The organism is Rhizobium phaseoli, from assembly GCF_001664385.1.
Classification (GTDB): domain Bacteria; phylum Pseudomonadota; class Alphaproteobacteria; order Rhizobiales; family Rhizobiaceae; genus Rhizobium; species Rhizobium phaseoli.
Genome location: NZ_CP013532.1, coordinates 1,443,171 through 1,462,587 on the forward strand (window position 1 = coordinate 1,443,171; position 19,417 = coordinate 1,462,587).

A 19,417-nucleotide genomic window follows, 5' to 3' on the forward strand; every position below is an offset into this window, starting at 1 on the left:
TCTCGGGAGAGTGCCGGAAAATCGCATCGATTTCGGGCAGTTTTGCCCCAAATTTGTTCATTCCCGCTGCACATTGGCCATTCTTGACATGTCGGCGGCCTTCGCGCATACAAGCCCCGGTTCGAGGCACCGGCCGCTCGCGGATGAAAATCCATGGTGAAGCCCTCGTGATCATGGTCACGGCCCCTTGTGCATGCTGACTGACGGCAATGCGAGCTCCCATTTGCAGTCGAAGAGCATGCCTTGCGAAGGCTCACTCCATGACGACCTATCCCAGCATTGACGAATTGAAGGCCCAGGCCAAACGCCTGCGCCAGGCGATGAACGATCGCGGCGCTGCGCTGACCCACAGTGCGGCGCTTGAGATGATCGCCCGCCAGCACGGCGCGCGCGACTGGAATACGCTGGCGGCGCTGGCCGCGAAACCCAATGCGGCTGCGAAAACACCGCTTTTCGTCGGCGCGCATGTTCGCGGGCGTTATCTTAACCAGCCGTTCACCGGCGAAATCCTCTCACTCTCGGCCCTGCCGGGAGGCGAGCTCCACAGGATCACCATCCATTTCGACGAAGCGGTGGATGTCGTCACCTTCGAGAGCTTTTCAGCCTTTCGCCGGCGTGTGAGCGCGCAGATCGATGCCGACGGCGTGTCTCCGAGGAAGACCTCGAACGGCGTGCCGCATCTGATGCTCGATCTCTAAATTGCCTCCAATTCCCTTTGAGGCGTTCTGAATCCGGATGATTTCAGCCCGGATCGGACCTCCTCGCCGATATTACACGGATTGTCCCATGACCGATCTTTCCCAAGGCAATGCCTTTCTCACCGGCTGGTTGCCGGGCGTCTTTGTCAGAACGGCGGCGCCGATCGTCGCGATCACCACGCTCAACGGCCTCTTCACCGTCGTCGACGCTTATTTCCTCGGCGCCTATGTCGGGCCCGAGGCGCTCTCCGCAGTCAGTCTCATCTTCCCAGGGCTGATGCTGCTGATCGCTCTGCAATCGCTCGTGTCGAACGGCATGGCGAGCATCCTCGCCCGCCGGCTCGGCGCCGGCGATCGCCAAGGCGCGGGCAGGGTATTTGCCGGCGCCCACACGCTGGCGCTGGCGGTCACTCTGGTTCTCAACATCATCTATTGGAGTCTCGGCCGGCAGATCATCGCCGCCGGTGCCGGTGCCGGCGCCGCCGCCGTGGCCGACGGCGCCCTACTGTTCATGGGCACGATGATCGCCTGCGCGCCGGTGAGCTTCTTCCTGTCGTTGCATCTTGATGGGCTGCGCTGCGAAGGCAAAATCGGGTTCATGACGCTGGCCACGCTGTCGGCCTCGCTGCTCAACATCTTCGCCAACTGGCTGTTCATGGCGGTGATGCATTGGGGCGTGTTCGGTTCGGCGGCGGGCTCCATCGCCTCGCAATTCGCCTGTCTCGCCGCCGTATTGGCTTATCGCTGGCGCCGGCCGGCGGCACTCAGGCCCTATCGGGAATTGGCGCTTGGCGAATGGCCCGGCATCGTCGTCTTCGGCGCACCAATGAGCCTCGGCTTCATCGGCATATCGCTGGCATCCGCTGCCATTCTCGTCAACATCTCGCTCTGGGGCACGGATGATCACGTAGCGACGGTCGCCGCCTATGGCATCATCACCCGGATCATGACCTTCACCTATCTGCCGCTGCTTGGCCTCAGCATCGCGTTGCAGACGATTGCCGGCAACAATCACGGCGCCGGCCTCGGGCTCCGCGTCGGCCGCAGTCTACAGATCGCCATGGGCACGGCGTTCGTCTATTGCAGCCTGGTGGAAATCGCGGTCGAAGTTTTGGCTGGCCGCCTCGGCGCCGTCTTCGTCGCCGATCCCACCATTGTCGCCGAGGTCAGGCGAATTCTGCCCTGGACGATCGGCGCCTATTTTCTCTTCGGGCAGATGCTGATCCTGTCGTCCTATTTCCAGTCGATCGGCGACGCGCCGCGCGCGGCGATCTTCGGCCTGTCGCGGCCTTATGTCTTCACCCTGCCGCTCACCTTCCTGCTGCCCTTCGTCTTCGGCGAACAGGGGATCTGGATGGTGCCGGTCTTCGCCGAAGCCGGCATGGTCGTTCTGGCCGTGCTGGTGCTGTCCCAAAACGCAAATCGTCGCGGCTGGCGCTATGGGCTTCTGCCTGCCTGAGACGACAAAGCCGCGCCGGTGAGCGCGGCTTTGTCCGACATTCTATTCCGTGCCTGCCGGCTTGTTATTGTGATATTCGAGCTATGCATGGTGATCCTCCATCCTTGTTGGATGGAGGCAGTGAACCATCAGCGGCGGCTTGGCGCTGTCAGAATATTTTAGCGATTCGCAGGCGCGCTTATGCTTTCAGCAGCCATTCGTGCTCGGCGGCATTGTGGAATTTCCAGATCCGCTTCGGCCCTGCCATGACGTTGAGGTAGTAGAGATCGTAGCCGTGCGTTGCCGCGCAAGGGTGGTAGCCCTTCGGCACCAGCGTCACGTCGCCGTCCTCGATCGCCATCGCTTCGTCAAGCGAGCGATCGTCGGTATAGACGCGCTGGAAACCGAAACCCTGCGGCGGGTTGAGACGATGGTAATAGGTCTCTTCCAGGAAGCTCTCGTTCGGCAGGTCGTCTTGGTCGTGCTTGTGCGGCGGATAGGAGGAGGTATGGCCGCCGGGCGTGATCACTTCGACGACGAGCAGCGAATGCGCCGAGTTGTCGTCCTCAGGCATGATATTGTTGACGTAGCGGACATTCGTACCCTTGCCGCGCGTGACCTGCGGATGCGTGCCGGGCGGAATTGCTTTCGCTTCATAGGTGCCGCCGCCTGGCGCCGAGCAGACGGCGAGCTCGAGATCGGTCTCCGCCGTCACCGACCACGTCGATTCCATCGGGATGTAAAGCGCGTGCGGCGCGCCTTCGAAGGGGCTCATGCGGCCGCCGAGCATGCCGAAATCCTTCGTCCCGGCCGAGGCCTTGCCCTTGCCGGTGACCCAGACGAGGCAGACTTCGCGATTGCCGGTTTCCCCCGACGCGGTCTCGCCCGGCTTCAGCCTGTGCAGATCGAAGCCGACATAGGTCCAGCCGGCGCTATCAGGCGTGACATGCGTGACGCGGCCATGCGTGCCGGATGGTTTCACCTTGAGGTTTGGCATTGGTGTTTCTCCTCGTAACGTTAGCGGGCGCGGCCCCCTCATCCGGCTGCCGCCACCTTCTCCCCGAGGGGAGAAGGGATGTGCCGTGCCGTCTCTATTCCCCCTTCGCCCCATCGGGGAGAAGGTGCCCGAAGGGCGGATGAGGGGGCGCCTTGCTCCAGCAGTTCTGCTTCATTATCCCTTAGGGAAACCTTCGGTTTCCACGGTATAACCCGCCGCCGTCATCACGCGCATCAGTTCGGCATGGCCGATCTCGGCCATCTTCTGCGGCGGCGCCTTGCGCGGATCCTGCTCGGCCTCGACGACGAACCAGCCCTCATAGCCGTGGTCGGCAAAACGCTGGACGATGGCGCCGAAATCGAGCGAACCGTCGCCCGGCACCGTGAAGGCGCCGAGCGCCACCGCATCGAGGAAGGACTGCCGGCTGCGGTCGAGCCCGTCGACCACAGCTTTGCGGATGTCCTTGACATGGACATGGTTGATGCGGGCGTGGTGGTTGTCGATGGCGCGTAGCACGTCGCCGCCGGCAAAGGCCAAATGCCCGGCATCGAGCAGCAGCGGAATGCCTTCGCCCGAATTACGCATGAAGGCGTCGAGTTCCGGTTCGGTCTCGACCACGGCAGCCATGTGGTGGTGGTAGGAGAGCGGCATGCCCTGTTCGGCGCACCATTCGCCGAACTCGGTGACACGACGCGCATAGGCCTTCATTTCGTCATCGGCAAGGCGCGGCTTGGTCGCCAGCGGCTTGGAGCGGTCGCCCTGGATGGAACGGCCGACTTCGCCATAGACGATGCAGGGTGCATTGACGGCCTTGAACAGTTCGATCATCGGCGCGATGCGGTCCTTGTTGGCCGCAAGCTCCTCATTGACAAGCGTGCCGGAGAACCAGCCGCCGCACAGCGTCACGTCGGCGGCGCGCAGAATGGGCAGCATCTCTTCCGGGTTGCTCGGGAAACGGCGGCCTTGCTCCATGCCAGTAAAGCCGGCGCTGCGCGACTGCCGCAGGCATTCCTCCAGGGACACATCGTCGCTGAGCTCAGGAAGGTCGTCGTTCCACCAGGCGATGGGCGACATGCCGAGTTTGGCCTTCATCATATTCTCCTTGAAAATAGTGCGGAGGAGCGGCCTCGCTCCTCCGGAAAATGACAGCAGTGATTTAGCCGATGCGCTGGGCGGCGCGCGCTTCGATATAGCCCTTGCGCGCTTTATTGACCTCTTCGCGCGGGCTGACCTCGGGCACCGCGACATCCCACCAGTGGCCGCCGGCCTCCGTCGTGACCAGCGGGTCGGTATCGATAACGAAGACCGAGGTGCGGTCGTTCTTCTTCGAGCTGGCGATCGCCTGCTCCAGCTCCGCGATCGAGCCGACCTTGACGGCGATGGCTCCCATGCTTTCGGCATGCGCGCGGAAATCGATCTCCGGCATCACCTCATGATAGGAGTCCTTCAGCAGATTGTTGAAGTTGGCGCCGCCTGTTCCCATCTGCAGCCGGTTGATGCAGCCATAGCCGCGATTGTCGAGCACGACGATGTTGAGCTTGAGGCCGAGCATCACCGAGGTCGCAATCTCCGAATTCATCATCATGTAGGAGCCGTCACCGACCATGACGACGACATCCCGTTCGGGACGCGCCATCTTGGCGCCGAGGCCGCCGGCGATCTCGTAACCCATGCAGGAAAAGCCGTATTCCATGTGATAGCTGCCCGGCGCCGTCGCTGGCCACAGCTTGTGCAATTCGCCGGGCAGGCCGCCGGCGGCGCAAAGCAGCGTCGTGTTCTCGCCGCCGATCGTGCGCACCACCGCGCCGATCACCTGGGCGTCGGAGGGTAGGGCGGCATTGGTCGTCGCCATCGCCTTTTCCGCAGCGTCCATCCACACCTTCTTCTCAGCCGCGGCCTTTTCGGCCAGCGTCGCCGGCGCCTTCCAACCGGAAAGGCCAGCCGACAGCGCCTTCAGCCCTTCGCGGGCATCGGCGACAAGAGGCTGGCTGTCATGCTTCACCGCGTCATAGGCAGCGATATTGAGGCCGATCATCTTGAGGCTGTCGTTCTTGAACAGCGCCCAAGAGCCGGTGGTGAAATCCTGGCAGCGTGTGCCGACGGCGATGACGAGGTCCGTCTCTTCGGCGATCGCATTAGCTGCCGACGTGCCGGTGACGCCGACCGAGCCGAGGGCCAGCGGCAGGGTCTCGTCGATCGACGACTTGCCGGCCTGGGTGACGACGACGGGAATGGCGTGGGCCTCGGCAAAGGCGGCAAGCTCCTTCGTCGCCTGCGAATAAAGCACGCCGCCGCCGGCAACGATCACCGGCTTCTGCGAGGCTTTGATCAGCGCGATGGCATTGGCGAGCTCATCCGCATCCGGTTGCGGCCGGCGGGTCGTCCAGACCTTTTCCTCAAACAGGCTCTGCGGATAATCGAAGGCCTCCGCCTGAACATCCTGGCAGAGCGACAAGGTCACCGGACCGCAATCCAAGGGGTCGGTCAGGACCTGCATGGCGCGTTTCAGCGCCGAAATGATCTGCTCCGGCCGGGTGATCCGGTCGAAATAGCGCGAAACCGGACGGAAGGCGTCATTGGCCGATACCGTGCCGTCGCCGAAGTCCTCGATCTGCTGCAGCACCGGATCGGGCGAGCGGTTGGCGAAGACGTCGCCCGGCAGGAAGAGAACGGGAATGCGGTTGACATGCGCCACACCGGCGGCCGTCACCATGTTCAGCGCGCCGGGCCCGATCGAGGTGGTGCAGGCCATGAAGCGCGTGCGGAAATTCGCCTTGGCATAGGCGATCGCGGCATGCGCCATGCCCTGTTCGTTATGGGCGCGATAGGTCGTCAGTTCGCCACGGACCTGATAGAGCGCCTCGCCGATGCCGGCGACGTTGCCGTGACCGAAGATCGCCCAGACGCCGCCGAAGATCGGCACTTTCTTGCCGTCAACGATCGTCATCTGCTTTTTGAGGAAATGCGCGACGGCCTGCGCCATCGTCAACCGGATCGTCTTGCCCATCGGGGCCTCCCGAAGTTTAAACTCTCTGTCTGTTTTCCCCTCCCCAACCTTTTCCCACAAGGGGGAGGGGCTAACCTTCGGGCTCTTTTCGCTCTCGCCGCAACGTCTCGTTTGAGAGAACGTCCACTTTGGCGTGAGGCGATGCCTCAAGTAAGTCCCTCCCCCTTGTGGGGAGGGGTTGGGGAGGGGTTTAATTCTCAGTGAAGCCCGCGGGTCTTCAGCCAGGCCTCTGTCAGCTGCCGGAAGCGGCCGGCCATGTCGGCGATCGCCTCCTCGTCGTTCATGGCGCCCGAAAGCCAGGCGCGCGCCGCGTCGGCAAAGATCGTCCGGCCGACGGCAAAGCCCTTCACGGAAGGGGCGGCCAGCGTCGCTTGGAAGCAGGAGATCAGCTCCTCGGCGGGCGCCTCGAGCCCGAGCAGCACGATACCGCGGCACCATGGATCATTTTTGGCGATGACGGCATCGATCTTCTTCCAGGCTTCGCCGGAAGCTTGCGGCTCCAGCTTCCACCAGTCCGGCTTGATGCCGAGCGCATAAAGCTCTTCGAGCGCGGTCGCGATCGTATCGTCGGTAAGCGGTCCGTTCTTGCCGGCGATGATCTCCACCAGCAGCTCGCGGCCGACCTTGCGTGCGGCTTCGAACAGCGTGCGCAGTTTCTCCTGCTGCTCGCTCTTCAATTCGGGCGGATCGTCGGGATGATAGAAGCACAGGCACTTGATGCAATGGCCGAGTGGCCATTCCACAAGCTGGGAGCCGATATCCTGGCTGAATTCGAAGCGCAGCGGCTTCGAGCCCGGCAGCTCCACCGGCCGGCCGATCCAGGAGAAATTCTTCGTCGCCGCATCGAAGAAAGCGTCGCGGCCGAAACGTTCGTCGATCAGCATGCCGTAGCCGTCGCGCCCGTCCGAAACCCGCGCTGCCGCCGAGACCGCCAGCCGCTTGAAGGCGACGATCTTCTCATGGCCGACGCCGAGTTCGTCGGCGACGCTGACGAGCTGCGAACGATGGTCGATCGCCAGCGCCATCAGCAGCGGAATTTCGCCGCGCCGGGTCGATGCCCAGTGGATATGGTTGATTGCCTCATCCTTGCGCAGCGCCCGATGTTTGCTGCCGGTCTTCAGGAAGTAGTCGAGTTCCGCCCAGGTCGGATATTCCGGCGAACACAGCAGGCGGGACACGGCGAAGGCGCCGCAGGCATTGGCCCAGGTGGCGCAGGTCTTCAGCGGCTCGTCGCGCAGGAAGCCGCGCAGGAAGCCGGACATGAAGGCATCGCCGGCGCCGAGCACGTTGAACACCTCGATCGGGAAACCCTGGCCGACGATGCCGGCTTCGAGGTCGTCGGCAATCGGGCCGTCATAGACGATGCAGCCCATGGCGCCGCGCTTCAGCACGATCGTCGCCGGCGTCAGGCGGCGAATCTCCTTCAGTGCGCCGAGCACGTCGTCGGCGCCGGAAGCGATCAGGATTTCCTCTTCAGTGCCGACGATGAGATCGCAATCGGGCAACGTCTCCTTCATCTTCGAAGAGACACGATCGGATTTCACATAGCGCTCGAAGCCTTCGGCATGGCCGGCAAGGCCCCAGAGGTTCGGCCGGTAGTCGATGTCGAAGATCACCTTGCGGCCGTTCGCCTTGGCGATGCGGATCGCCTTGCGCTGCGCGGCCTCGGTATTAGGCCGGGAGAAATGCGTGCCGGACACGAGAACAGCGCGCGACGACTTAATGAAATTCTCGTCGATATCGCCTTCATCGAGCGCCATGTCGGCGCAGTCGGAGCGATAAAAGATCATCGGCGACACGCCCTCGGCCTCGACCGCAAGCAGCACCAGCGCCGTCAGCCGCTCCTTGTCGGTGATGATGCCGTCGGTCGCCACACCTTCGCGCGCCGCCTGCTCGCGGATGAAGCGTCCCATCTGCTCGTCACCGACGCGGGTGATGAGGCCGGATTTGAGGCCGAGCCGCGCCGTGCCGATGGCGATGTTGGATGGGCAGCCGCCGACGGATTTGGCGAAGGAGCCGATATCCTCCAGTCGTGACCCGATCTGCTGGCCGTAAAGATCGACCGAGGAACGGCCGATCGTGATTACATCAAGCGCCGGCTCCGGCTGTGAACCCGGATTCGATTGTACCATGATGTCCTCCCGCTAGATTTTGCGCGGCTTCCAGTGCCTGCGAATTTTCAATAATGAAACATTGGTTCCGATATTTTGTCAATTCGGAATGTTTATTCCATTTTCGCTTTTCCCGCTTTTGCGTGCTGGCGCTTGCGCCGGCGCTCGGCGATGGCCACCGGCAGCGCCATGGTGAGCGCCATCGAGGCCGACAGCGAGCGGAAGCCGGCGAAGTCGGCCTCCGCCACCTCGAACCAGTGCGTGGCGCAGGCGGCAAGCGGCGAAAAGGCCGAATCGGTGATGGCGATGATCGGGACGCCGCGATCGGCAAGCTCCTGGCTCTGGCTGAGGCTGTCGGCCGCGTAAGGCGAGAAACTCGCCGCGATCGCCGCATCCTTCGGCGTTGCGAACTGCACCATTTCAGGGTCGACCCCGTTCGGGGAGGCGACGATCTGATGGCGGATGTTGAGCTTGGAAAAAGCATAGGTCATATGCGCCGTCAGCGGGTAGGAACGCCGTTTGGCGATCAGATAGATCGTTTCGGCGGCGGCCAGGATATCCACCGCTTTCGTGAACGTATCACTCTGCACCGTCGCCGCCAGCCGGTTCACCGACTGGCTTGCCGCGGCAATGAAGCCGGAAAGCAGATTGGCGTCCTCGTCGTCGCCGCTCGCCTGCTCCAGCGTGACGAGCCGTTCTTCATAACTCAGAGTCCGGTCGCGCAACCTTTCGCGGAAGATGCTCTGCAGATCGGAAAAGCCTTCATAGCCCAGATGGTGCGCCAGTCGCACCAGCGTCGAGGGCTGGACGTCGGAGGCCGCGGCGATGCTCGCTGTCGTGCCGAAGGCGATTTCGTCGGGATTGCCGAGCGCGAAGGCAGCGACCTGCGCCAGCCGCTTCGGCATATTGGCCTTGCGCTCGATGATGGTGCTGCGCAGGCTTTCGAAATCGCGCGGCACACGCGCCTGCCTCTGGGGGTCGTTATCCATGCTTGCGGCTCACGGGATGAAACAAATATTCCATATTGTCGAGCATAGACGATTTCAAACGGCACGCCTAATTGTTTTTAATCGCCTGTAATTCAAGGCTTTTAAACAGTTTGTCCGGGAAGGGATGCGGAAGTGCCGGTAAACGGTCTCTTGTCAAAATGATCCAAATATTCCAAAAATCCGCGCGCAGTCCTGGAGGAGACGGAAATGAAGCCACTTGGCATCGGTTTGATCGGCACGGGTTATATGGGCAAGTGCCATGCGCTGGCGTGGAATGCGGTGAAGACCGTGTTCGGCGATGTCGAGCGTCCGCGGCTCGTGCATCTGGCAGAAGCCAATGCCGGGCTTGCTGAGGCGCGCGCCTCCGAATTCGGCTTCGAGAAGGCAACCGCCGACTGGCGGGCGCTAATCGCCGACCCGGAGGTCGACGTCGTTTCCGTCACCACGCCCAATCACTTCCACGCCGAGATGGCGATTGCAGCCCTCGAAGCCGGCAAGCATGTCTGGTGCGAAAAGCCGATGGCGCCGGCCTATGCCGATGCCGAGCGCATGCTGGAAACGGCGGAGCGCTCCGGCAAGGTTGCGGTCCTTGGCTATAATTATATCCAGAACCCGGTCATGCAGCACATCAGGACGCTCCTCGGCGAGGGTGCCATCGGGACGGTCAATCATGTCCGCGTCGAAATGGATGAGGACTTCATGGCCGATCCCGACGTCTTCTTTTATTGGAAGAGCGAGCTTGCCGCGGGTTATGGGGCGCTTGACGATTTCGCCGTGCATCCGCTGTCGCTGCTCTGGTATCTTTTCGGCCACGTCGAGGCCGTCATCACGGACATGGCGAAACCCTATGCCGACCGTCCGCTCAGCGGCGGCGGTCGCCGTGCCGTCGAAAATCACGACGCTGCCAACGTGCTGATGCGGCTTGGCGGCGGCATCTCCGCCGTTTTGATGGCCAATCGCGCCGCCTGGGGACGCAAGGGCCGCATCGCCCTGCAGATTTACGGCTCGAAAGGCTCGATCCTTTACGATCAGGAGCGGATGAACGAATTCGAACTCTATCAGGCCGAGGGGCGTGGCTCCGAACAGGGTTTTCGCAAGATACTGGCGGCACCCGCCCATCGGCCGTATGATCGGTTCATTCCGGCGCCTGGTCATGGCCTCGGTTTCAATGATCTCAAGATCATCGAATGCCGCGAGCTGATCCGGGCGATTTCAGGCGAGCCGTCGTCGATCGTGACATTTAAAGACGGTCTCAGGATAGAGAAGTCGGTGCATGCCATGGCACAGTCCTTCCACGAGCGTCGCTGGATCGAAATCGGCTGAATGTAAGAAGCCGCTTTCCGTTGACGGCGCTCCGGGCAGGGGATAGGCCTTGACGTGGTTGTCGGGCGCAGTTTCGGGAGTGAGATCGTGACGGATAGAGTGGTGATCATTGGCGCGGGGCAGGCCGGTTTCGCATTGGCGGCCAAGCTGCGGGCATTGAAGGATACGCGCCCGATCACTCTTATCGGCGCCGAGGATGTGGCGCCCTATCAGCGTCCGCCGCTTTCGAAGAAATATCTGCTCGGCGAAATGAGCTTCGACCGCCTGCTGTTCCGCCCGGAGCATTGGTATCCCGACAACGATGTCGATCTTCGTGTTTCGACCTGGGCCGAACAGATCCAGCGGGATAGCAAGCAGGTCTTGCTGCAGGACGGCTCCGTTCTCGACTACGGCACGCTGGTGCTCGCCACCGGTTCGACGCCGCGCCGGCTGCCGGCGGCAATCGGCGGCGATCTCGAAGGTGTCTATGTCGCCCGCGACAAGCGCGATGCCGATCTGCTCGCCGACGAAATGCGCCCCGGTCGCCGTGTCCTCATTATCGGCGGTGGTTATATTGGCCTCGAGGCGGCGGCCGTTGCCCGCCATCGCGGCCTTGAGGTCACCGTCATCGAGATGGCCGACCGTATCCTGCAGCGCGTTGCGGCGAAGGAGACGGCCGACATCATGCGCGGGATCCATGAAGGCCACGACGTGGTGATTCGCGAGAAGACCGGGCTCAAACATCTGATCGGCAGGGATGGCCGTGTTTCCGGCGCCGCTCTTTCCGACGGAACAGTCATCGACGTCGATTTCGTCGTCGTTGGCATCGGTGTCGTGCCGAATGATCAGCTTGCCAAGGAAGCCGGCCTCGAAGTCGCCAACGGCATCATCGTCGACGAATTCGCCAGGACCTCCGATTCGGCGATTTTTGCGGCTGGCGATTGCGCGGCCCTCCCGTGGCAAGGCGGCCGCATCCGGCTCGAATCGGTACAGAATGCCGTCGACCAGGCGGAAGCAGCGGCAGCCGTCATCGCCGGCGGCAGCGAGCCATATGAACCGAAGCCGTGGTTCTGGTCCGACCAATATGACGTCAAACTGCAGATCGCCGGCTTCAATCTCGGTTATGACGATACGTTGCTGCGTCCCGGCGCCCGTGAAGGCGCCCATTCGGTCTGGTATTTCAGGGAAGGCCGGCTGATCGCCGTCGACGCGATCAACGACGCGAAAGCCTATGTGACCGGCAAGAAACTGCTGGAATCCGGAACCAACCCCGACCGATCGATTCTCGCCGACCCCTCCGCCGATCTCAAAAGCCTGCTGAGCTGAGCCGGCATTCGGTTATGCCTATTATATGCAGCGACACGAATGCGGCCGCATGGCCGCTATACGTTTCGCGATTAGGCGCAAGGACTCGAAAACGATGGTGCTCTCCCTGAGCACTTGGCGGTCGAGCGTGGTCTCGTATTGAAGAGATGCGCAATGCCCCCGTTGCCCACTCGGTCGAAATGCCGGGCGCTGCATTTCTTCTGATGAAAACTCAAAAAACCCTTGCATTCACAGACCGGTCACCATAGTTAGGCCGCACCGGAGAGGTGGCCGAGTGGTCGAAGGCGCTCCCCTGCTAAGGGAGTATACGTCAAAAGCGTATCGTGGGTTCGAATCCCATCTTCTCCGCCATTTCGATTTCCAGAGCGCGTGTCGTGTCTTACCCTCCGACAGGGAATTTTGGTCGCTTGGTCGGCAAAGCCTCGCAGTCGCGGTTGACAAATCTCTTCCCTGCGAAGAAAGAGAATCGCCGGCGGGAATCACTTGCCGCGTTCCTGTCCTTGGCGGCCGGCGAAAGCGGATCGGTGAACGGACGATTACGCTTTCGGGGACCCGGATACCTCCCGCAACGATCGGATTTTGTCAGAAAGACGTCACGAATGTGTCGAAAGGCGCATGTCCAGCGCCTTGTCGGTCTCGCCTAAGCGTCCGCAAAATCAGGCTTTTCTTAACAAACTATAAAGGAAATCGGGGCCGGTTGCCCGACTTGTGTCCTTTCAGCAACAGAACACGGGGAAGGCTCCCTCAAACCCCTCATTGGAGCAAGTTGGTGATTGCGTGACGGCCGCCGTCTTGTATTTTCACCCTCGGAAGCAAGGGCGACGGATCGTCCACTTCTTGAAACACGGGGATGGGGCAGGGAACGCTGCTCAGCGAAAGATCCCAAACCCGATCGAAACTTTGAATTGGAGGTCATTTATGAACATCAAGAGCCTTCTTCTCGGCTCCGCTGCTGCTCTCGCAGTAGTTTCCGGTGCTCAGGCTGCTGACGCTATCGTTGCTGCCGAGCCGGAACCGGTTGAATATGTTCGCGTCTGCGACGCTTACGGCACCGGCTACTTCTACATCCCCGGCACCGAAACCTGCCTCAAGATCGAAGGCTACATCCGTTTCCAGGTCAACGTTGGCGAAGATGTCGGCGGCGATTCGGACTGGGATGCCGTCACCCGCGGTCAGGTTCAGTTCACCGCCAAGAGCGACACCGAGTACGGTCCGCTGACCGGCGTCATCGTCATGCAGTTCAATGCTGACAACGCCTCCACTCAGGAAGCCAAGCTCGACTCCGCTTACCTTGACATCGCGGGCTTCCGCGCTGGTCTGTTCTATAGCTGGTGGGACGATGGTCTCTCCGGTGAAACCGATGACATCGGTTCGGTCGAAACCCTGCACAACTCCATCCGCTATCAGTACGAAAGCGGCACCTTCTACGCTGGCCTCAGCGTCGATGAACTGGAAGACGGCGTTTACCAGGGTACCTTTGCTCCCGGCGTCCTTCCCGGCACCACTGTTTTCACTGCGGATGATGGTCCGAACAACGTCGGCGTAGCCTTCGGCATCGGCGGCAAGGCTGGTGCCTTCAGCTACCAGGTTACCGGCGGTTGGGACTTCGACAACGAAGACGGCGCTATCCGTGCAATGGGTACGGTTGAAATCGGCCCCGGCACGCTCGGCCTCGCCGGCGTATACTCTTCGGGCCCGAACTCCTACTACTCCGCAGCTGAATGGGCTGTTGCTGCCGAATACGCTATCAAGGCAACCGACAAGCTGAAGATCACCCCTGGTGTTCAGTACTACGGCAACTACTTCGGCGGCGGCAAAGAAGTTCCGGAAGACTTCGACGGTCTTGGCGACGCTTGGAAGGTTGGTCTGACGGTTGATTACCAGATCGTCGACAACTTCTACGCCAAGGCTTCGGTTCAGTACCTCGATCCGGATGACGGCGACGACTCCACGACGGGCTACTTCCGTCTGCAGCGTTCGTTCTAATCTGATTTGACTTCGGTCAAATCGGGAAAGCCCGGCTCTCGAGCCGGGCTTTTTGTATTCAAGCGAATGGCCTGAAGGCAGTTGACGTATCGGCCCGAAAATCGGAGCCGCTTGCGGAAGGCACTTTGGCTTGCAAGCTTATGGCTCCCTGCGCGTCTCCAAAGAGGCGCGGCTGTGCCTGAGAGGTCTCAATCAGCTATCGGAACTTGGCGAGGAAAGCTCCAATGGCTGCAGGGATATTGCCAAGATGGAGGAGGGGCGCGTGCCCCTGTCCGTGAGCAGCATGCAGGACCAGGCTTGGATGCCGGCGGACCATTTCCTCGATCGTCTCCTTTGAGAGCAGAGCGGTATTTTCGCCGCGGATCAGCATCAGGGGCAAGCGGCTCAGGCTTTCGAATTGTGTCCAGAGATCGGGCAGCGGCTGGCTGAAATCCATTGACCTCAGCGCTTCCGCGATCGCCGGGTCGAAGTCGGCGGCCGGCTTCCCACCAATGTCGCGGTAAATCGCAAATGCCATCTCGCGCCAGTCTTCCTCAGCAAGGGCGGTAAACGAGGCACCGTGATTCTCCCGCAATATACCGGTCGCCTCTTTCCAGTCGGCCGGCTTCTTGCCGTTGTTGAGATAGTCACGGATCAGCGCCAATCCTTGCGCCTCGATTACAGGGCCGATATCGTTCAGGATCACGGCCTCGAGAAGGTCCGGCCGCGTCGCCGCGATCAAATGCAGGATCAGTCCGCCCCGCGATGTGCCGATGAAAATCGCCCGCTCGATGCCGAATGCCGCGCAGGCTGAAATGACGTCGGCGGTTTCGACGGCGAGATTGTAATTGGCCTTGTTCTCGTCCCATGCGGAATTTCCGCGCCCGCGCGAATCGAGCGCGATCACCCGGCGGGGAGCTGTCTCGTCGCGGCAGAGAAAGAGCGCAAGCGGGTGGAAATCCCGGCTGTTGCGGGTTAGGCCGGGCAGGCAGATCACCGGTAGCCGTCCGGCGGTTGCCGCGCCCGCCGGCTGGTAGTCGCGGGCGTAAAGCGTCAGCCCATCGGCAGAAGAATAATATCGCTCCTGGAAACCGCCTGTATCCATGTCCGCCATCGCATCCTCAAGACCTGTCTGAGCCCGAAGATGTAGCCTGCTTTTGAAGCCGCGCCAAACGGCTTCAGGAGGCGCTGCGTCCGCCGATCAAATCGCGCTCGATATCCGTCGGCTGGCCGAGGCGAGCCTTGTAGACTTCGTAATTCTCCATCACCCGCTGCACGTAGTTGCGCGTCTCGGGGAAGGGGATGCGTTCGATCCAGTCGACGATCTCGTCGATCGACCGGCCGCGTGGATCGCCGTAGCGGCCGATCCATTCCGGCACCCGCTTCGGCCCGGCATTATAGGCGATGAAGGTAAGGATATAGGAGCCGCCGAAGGCCTCGATCTGCTCGCCGAGATAATGCGCGCCAAGCGTTGCGTTGTAGCCGGCATCGGCGGTCAGCTTGTCCTTCGAAAAGGTAATGTTGTGGCGCTTGGCCACCGCCTGGGCCGTGCCGGGCAGAAGCTGCAGCAGACCGCGCGCATTCGCTGCCGAAACGGCGGCCGGGTTGAAGGCGCTTTCCTGCCGGGCGATGGCATAGGCGAGCGCCTTGCCGGAGCCTGATATATTGGCATTCGCCGGAATCACGCCGACGGGAAAGGCAAGCGCTGCGACGTCGATGCCACGGCCATAGGCGATCTTGCCGATCTGCAGCGACAGATGGTGATTGCCCGATTGCTCGGCCTGTGCGGCGAGGATCGCCAGTTCCCCCGGGCTCTGCAGCTGATCGGCAAGCGCGAGATAGAGAATGTCGGCGCGCCATCCGTGACCTGCCGCCTCGAGCCGGGCGATCGCCTGCACGGCTTCGCGCGCCTGAAAGTTCTGGCGGTCGGTTGTGCTCGGCGAGGGATAGGTGACATTGAGCGTCTTCCGCCCCAGCTTTTCGGCCGCGAGTTGGCCGTAGAAAGTGCCGGGAAAATTCGCGGCCTTGCCGTAGAATTCGCCTGAATTGCCGGGGCCGCCGGCCTCGGCCGCCCGCCCGAGCCAATACCAGGCGCGCGATACCGAGATCGGTCCGTTCGACGTCGCCAGAATCTTGCGGAAATGTCTTTCCGCCGTTGTCGGGTCCTGCAGGCCGCGCAACGCATACCAGCCGGCATGGAACTCGGCTTCGACGATGTCGGTGGGGCTGGTTGCCGCGTAGTTTGCAACGATGCGGTAGGCCGGTTTGAATTGCCCCTGATCGACGAGACCGCGGCTGACGATCCGCTGCTCGTTCCACCATTCGCCGGAATTGACGAGTTCGCCGGCTTCGCGCGGCATCTTCTCAAGAAGTGCTGCCGCCTCGGCATATTTGTCCTGCTTGCGCAGATATTCGATGCGGGCGAACAGTAGGCCGGCATCGCCGCGCCATCTCGCGTCGACACTATTAATGAGGGCGCCGGCATTGGCAGCCTTGGCATCGACGGCAGCCCAGGCCTTGTAGAGCGATTGCGCCTCACCCATATCGCCGAACCGCTTGGCCTGCGCCACCCGGCCGCGATACATCAGGTAGTCCATCCGCGCCTTATGATCGGCCGGCGTCAGCAGGGCGGAAAATTCGACGAGGATCTTGTCTTCGGTCGGCTTGTCGAGCGCCTCCGAGCGCCAGAGCTTGCGGATATATTTGGCTGCCTGCGCCTGCTTGTCTGACGCAACCAGCGCCCGCCCGAGGATGACGGCGCCGTGCATTGTCTCGGGCGCGGTATCGCCGAAGGCGGCGAGCACGGCGGATGGGGCGGGGTTTTCATCGTAGAGCGCCCGTTCGGAATAGGCGCGCAGCCGCGAAAGGCCGGGCCATCCCTTGAGTTCCTGCGCTGCACTGGCGATCTCATAGGATGGAACACCCTTCAATCCGGACACGGCGATCGCCCAGGTGAGGATATGGCGGTCGAGCGTCCCCACCCGCATGCTGTCGCGGATCGACAGGGCCTGTTGCGGATTCTTGGCGGTCAGCGCGTCGAGGCCGGTTTTCAGATCACTGGCGACAGGCGCGACCGCCGGATTGCGCGGGATGGCGCCGGTGGTCAGCGCTTCCGGTATCGATGTCTCGGGAACGAAGCCAATCGGCTTGATGTCGGCCGTCGGAAGGTTTTCGCCGGCAAGCGGCGACGCAACGCTGCCCCACGCGGCGGCAACAAAGCCGAAGGCGGTCAGAATTAGGACAGCTTTCTTCATCCGGGATCTCGCAACGAAAACACGCCCTGCCCATTTGGCTGGAGGCATCTTAACGAAACCTTACCCTACCAGGTAAAATTCATTCACATCTGCTATCGGAATTTGCCCTAAACCGAACTCTCCGCGCTTGTCGCGATGATTTCGGCGCTCTATGGTGCGCAACTCTTAGTCATGGAATGCGGCCGAAGCAAGGATTTGGTCGTGAGGAGCTTCGCATGTTCAATGGGTCCATTCCCGCCCTCGTTACCCCCTTCACCGATGCCGGACTGATCGACGAAAACAGCTTCGCCGCCCATGTCGATTGGCAGATCAAGGAAGGCAGCGGCGGTCTCGTTCCGGTCGGCACGACAGGCGAATCGCCGACGCTGTCGCATGCCGAACACAAGCGGGTCGTGGAACTTTGCATCGAAGTGGCCGCAAAACGCGTTCCCGTCATGGCCGGCGCCGGATCGAACAATACGCGTGAGGCGATCGAGCTTGCCCAGCATGCCGAAAAGGTCGGGGCCGACGCCGTGCTGGTGGTCACGCCCTATTACAACAAGCCGACGCAGAAGGGGCTGATCGCGCATTTTTCCGCGATCGCCGAGGCCGTCGCGCTGCCGATCTATATTTACAACATCCCCGGCCGTTCGGTGGTCGACATGACGCCGGAAACGATGGGCGCGCTTGTCAAGGCACACCGCAATATCGTCGGCGTCAAGGATGCGACGGGCAAGATCGAGCGCGTCTCCGAGCAGCGCATCACCTGCGGCAAGGACTTCCGGCAATTGTCCGGCGAGGACGCGACGGCGCTCGGCTTCAACGCCCATGGCGGCATCGGCTGCATCTCGGTGACGGCCAATGTCGCCCCGCGCCTCTGCGCCGATTTTCAGGCGGCAACGCTGGCCGGCGAATACGCCCGTGCGCTGGAGTATCAGGACCGGCTGATGCCACTGCACAAGGCGATCTTCCTTGAACCCGGACTCTGCGGCGCCAAATACGGCCTCTCCAAGCTCGGCCGCATGAGCCGCAACGTCCGCTCGCCGTTGCTGTCGACGCTGGAACCGGCAACCGAAGCAGCGATCGACGCTGCCATGCGTCACGCAGGGCTGCTCAACTGACGAGGCCGGCCGTCTTCACAAGGCCGGATCGTTCCCTTACATAAAGGGCAAGCAAGGAGGGCGCGCTTTTCGCGCGCCTCGAAGGGAATATCGTCATGGCCCCCAAAGGCAGCCAGCGCGTGGTGAACAAGGTCGTGGCCGAAAACCGCAAGGCCCGCTTCAACTACGAAATCATCGACACCTATGAGGCAGGTCTCGTGCTGAAGGGCACGGAGGTGAAGTCGCTGCGCGAAGGCAAGGCCAATATCGCCGAATCCTATGCATCGGACGAGGACGGCGAGATCTGGCTGATCAATTCCTACCTGCCGGAATATCTGCAGGCGAACCGTTTCAACCACGAACCGCGCCGGCGCCGCAAGCTCTTGCTGTCGGGCCGCGAGATCCATCGCCTGCGCTCAGCCGTCAACCGCGAAGGCATGACGCTGGTGCCGCTGAAGATCTATTTCAACGATCGGGGTCGGGCGAAGATGGAACTGGCGCTCGCCAAGGGCAAGAAGCTGCACGACAAGCGCGAATCCGAGAAGGAGCGCGATTGGAACCGCCAGAAGAGCCGCCTGTTGAAGGATAATGGCTGAGCGACCATGCCGCAGCTGATCGGCTCGCGGCGTTTTCGATCAGTTTTCGAAATCGCTGGCCGGAGCGACTTCGGCCGGACGCGGCGTCCGTTCCGATGGGTCGCGACCGATCTCAGCCTTCAGAGACAAGAGATCGATGAAATGATCGGCCTGGCGGCGCAGGTCGTCGGCGATCATCGGCGGCTGGGTCGCCATCGTCGAGATCACCGAGACCTTGCGGCCTCTGCGCTGCAGCGCCTCGACCAGGTTGGTGAAGTCGCCGTCGCCGGAGAAGATGACGAGATGGTCGACGGTTTCGGATTGTTCCATGGCGTCGATCGCAAGCTCGATGTCCATGTTGCCCTTGATCTTCCGTCGGCCCATGGAATCGGTGAATTCCTTGGCGGGCTTGGTGACGACTTTGTAGCCGTTGTAATCGAGCCAGTCGATCAGAGGACGGATCGATGAATATTCCTGATCCTCGATCAACGCCGTATAATAATAGGCGCGCAGGAGGTAGCCGCGTTTCTGGAATGCTTTCAACAGCTTGCGGTAATCTATGTCGAAACCGAGGCTCTTGGATGCAGCGTAGAGGTTGGCGCCGTCAATAAAGAGTGCAATTTTTTCGCGTGGGTCAAACATCGCTTACCAATTCCTAATGAGAGAAATCGAAATT

General features: G+C 61.7%; 15 protein-coding genes and 1 tRNA gene. 8 read left to right on the forward strand and 8 right to left on the reverse strand.

All coding sequences use genetic code 11. The features are described 5' to 3' along the window. Positions 1-260 precede the first annotated feature (260 nt). Both AMC88_RS07030 and AMC88_RS07035 read left to right on the forward strand, forming a co-directional pair. Positions 261-698, forward strand: a complete 438-nt coding sequence (locus AMC88_RS07030) for a glyoxalase superfamily protein (RefSeq protein ID WP_041683582.1) — start codon at positions 261-263, stop codon at positions 696-698. An 88-nt stretch (positions 699-786) separates the two neighbouring features. Then, positions 787-2,157, forward strand: coding sequence for an MATE family efflux transporter (locus tag AMC88_RS07035; RefSeq protein ID WP_012483248.1), 1,371 nt, complete (start codon positions 787-789; stop codon positions 2,155-2,157). Between the two features lie 178 nt (positions 2,158-2,335). On the opposite strand, the gene iolB is transcribed toward AMC88_RS07035, so the two are convergent. The 5 genes from iolB to AMC88_RS07060 all read right to left on the reverse strand — a co-directional run bounded on the left by iolB (position 2,336) and on the right by AMC88_RS07060 (position 9,240). Further along, complete coding sequence (gene iolB, locus AMC88_RS07040; RefSeq protein WP_012483249.1) at positions 2,336-3,133, reverse strand: 5-deoxy-glucuronate isomerase; 798 nt, start codon at positions 3,131-3,133, stop codon at positions 2,336-2,338. 174 nt (positions 3,134-3,307) lie between these two features. Further along, complete coding sequence (gene iolE / locus AMC88_RS07045; RefSeq protein WP_004674158.1) at positions 3,308-4,225, reverse strand: myo-inosose-2 dehydratase; 918 nt, start codon at positions 4,223-4,225, stop codon at positions 3,308-3,310. A gap of 64 nt (positions 4,226-4,289) precedes the next feature. Then, positions 4,290-6,140, reverse strand: a complete 1,851-nt coding sequence (iolD, locus tag AMC88_RS07050) for a 3D-(3,5/4)-trihydroxycyclohexane-1,2-dione acylhydrolase (decyclizing) (RefSeq protein WP_012483250.1) — start codon at positions 6,138-6,140, stop codon at positions 4,290-4,292. A gap of 197 nt (positions 6,141-6,337) precedes the next feature. Next, a complete protein-coding gene (locus AMC88_RS07055; protein WP_012483251.1) occupies positions 6,338-8,272 on the reverse strand; it encodes a bifunctional 5-dehydro-2-deoxygluconokinase/5-dehydro-2-deoxyphosphogluconate aldolase in 1,935 nt (644 codons plus the stop codon). Positions 8,273-8,364: 92 nt separating this feature from the next. Beyond that, positions 8,365-9,240 (reverse strand): MurR/RpiR family transcriptional regulator, encoded by an 876-nt coding sequence (locus tag AMC88_RS07060; RefSeq protein WP_037137754.1) that lies wholly within the window; start codon positions 9,238-9,240, stop codon positions 8,365-8,367. Between the two features lie 207 nt (positions 9,241-9,447). Between AMC88_RS07060 and AMC88_RS07065 the strand changes: the two genes are divergently transcribed. The 4 genes from AMC88_RS07065 (at position 9,448) to AMC88_RS07080 (ending at position 13,854) form a co-directional block, all read left to right on the forward strand. Continuing rightward, entirely contained in the window at positions 9,448-10,563 is a 1,116-nt protein-coding gene (locus tag AMC88_RS07065) for a Gfo/Idh/MocA family protein (RefSeq protein WP_012483253.1), read from the forward strand. An 87-nt stretch (positions 10,564-10,650) separates the two neighbouring features. After that, positions 10,651-11,868: an NAD(P)/FAD-dependent oxidoreductase gene (locus AMC88_RS07070; RefSeq protein ID WP_012483254.1), complete on the forward strand. Its 1,218-nt coding sequence runs from the start codon at positions 10,651-10,653 to the stop codon at positions 11,866-11,868. Positions 11,869-12,128: 260 nt separating this feature from the next. After that, positions 12,129-12,219, forward strand: a tRNA-Ser gene (locus tag AMC88_RS07075). A gap of 567 nt (positions 12,220-12,786) precedes the next feature. Then, positions 12,787-13,854 carry a porin gene (locus AMC88_RS07080; protein WP_064829921.1) on the forward strand — a complete coding sequence of 356 codons (1,068 nt, stop codon included), beginning with the start codon at positions 12,787-12,789 and terminating at the stop codon, positions 13,852-13,854. A gap of 196 nt (positions 13,855-14,050) precedes the next feature. On the opposite strand, the gene AMC88_RS07085 is transcribed toward AMC88_RS07080, so the two are convergent. Continuing rightward, positions 14,051-14,947, reverse strand: a complete 897-nt coding sequence (locus AMC88_RS07085; protein WP_064825030.1) for an alpha/beta fold hydrolase — start codon at positions 14,945-14,947, stop codon at positions 14,051-14,053. Positions 14,948-15,011: 64 nt separating this feature from the next. Further along, positions 15,012-17,087 (reverse strand): lytic transglycosylase domain-containing protein, encoded by a 2,076-nt coding sequence (locus AMC88_RS07090; protein WP_064825031.1) that lies wholly within the window; start codon positions 17,085-17,087, stop codon positions 15,012-15,014. A 215-nt stretch (positions 17,088-17,302) separates the two neighbouring features. On the opposite strand from AMC88_RS07090, the gene dapA reads away from it, so the two are divergent. Next, the gene (dapA, locus tag AMC88_RS07095) at positions 17,303-18,187 is read left to right on the forward strand and encodes a 4-hydroxy-tetrahydrodipicolinate synthase (RefSeq protein ID WP_064825032.1); all 885 of its coding nucleotides are present in this window, start codon (positions 17,303-17,305) and stop codon (positions 18,185-18,187) included. Between the two features lie 95 nt (positions 18,188-18,282). Beyond that, a complete protein-coding gene (gene smpB, locus AMC88_RS07100) occupies positions 18,283-18,762 on the forward strand; it encodes an SsrA-binding protein SmpB (RefSeq protein WP_004675044.1) in 480 nt (159 codons plus the stop codon). A 39-nt stretch (positions 18,763-18,801) separates the two neighbouring features. Here smpB and AMC88_RS07105 read toward each other — a convergent pair whose 3' ends face one another. Beyond that, positions 18,802-19,383: a LabA-like NYN domain-containing protein gene (locus AMC88_RS07105; RefSeq protein ID WP_004675045.1), complete on the reverse strand. Its 582-nt coding sequence runs from the start codon at positions 19,381-19,383 to the stop codon at positions 18,802-18,804. Positions 19,384-19,417: the final 34 nt, after the last annotated feature.

Bases quoted from the DNA above. Each gene is read 5' to 3' on its own strand.
- AMC88_RS07090 (WP_064825031.1), bottom strand. From the start codon at position 17,087: ATGAAGAAAGCTGTCCTAATTCTGACCGCCTTCGGCTTTGTTGCCGCC.
- AMC88_RS07055 (WP_012483251.1), bottom strand. From the start codon at position 8,272: ATGGTACAATCGAATCCGGGTTCACAGCCGGAGCCGGCGCTTGATGTA.
- AMC88_RS07105 (WP_004675045.1), bottom strand. From the start codon at position 19,383: ATGTTTGACCCACGCGAAAAAATTGCACTCTTTATTGACGGCGCCAAC.
- AMC88_RS07035 (WP_012483248.1), top strand. From the start codon at position 787: ATGACCGATCTTTCCCAAGGCAATGCCTTTCTCACCGGCTGGTTGCCG.
- iolD (WP_012483250.1), bottom strand. From the start codon at position 6,140: ATGGGCAAGACGATCCGGTTGACGATGGCGCAGGCCGTCGCGCATTTC.
- AMC88_RS07060 (WP_037137754.1), bottom strand. From the start codon at position 9,240: ATGGATAACGACCCCCAGAGGCAGGCGCGTGTGCCGCGCGATTTCGAA.
- AMC88_RS07030 (WP_041683582.1), top strand. From the start codon at position 261: ATGACGACCTATCCCAGCATTGACGAATTGAAGGCCCAGGCCAAACGC.
- AMC88_RS07080 (WP_064829921.1), top strand. From the start codon at position 12,787: ATGAACATCAAGAGCCTTCTTCTCGGCTCCGCTGCTGCTCTCGCAGTA.
- AMC88_RS07085 (WP_064825030.1), bottom strand. From the start codon at position 14,947: ATGGCGGACATGGATACAGGCGGTTTCCAGGAGCGATATTATTCTTCT.
- iolB (WP_012483249.1), bottom strand. From the start codon at position 3,133: ATGCCAAACCTCAAGGTGAAACCATCCGGCACGCATGGCCGCGTCACG.
- AMC88_RS07065 (WP_012483253.1), top strand. From the start codon at position 9,448: ATGAAGCCACTTGGCATCGGTTTGATCGGCACGGGTTATATGGGCAAG.
- smpB (WP_004675044.1), top strand. From the start codon at position 18,283: ATGGCCCCCAAAGGCAGCCAGCGCGTGGTGAACAAGGTCGTGGCCGAA.
- dapA (WP_064825032.1), top strand. From the start codon at position 17,303: ATGTTCAATGGGTCCATTCCCGCCCTCGTTACCCCCTTCACCGATGCC.
- iolE (WP_004674158.1), bottom strand. From the start codon at position 4,225: ATGAAGGCCAAACTCGGCATGTCGCCCATCGCCTGGTGGAACGACGAC.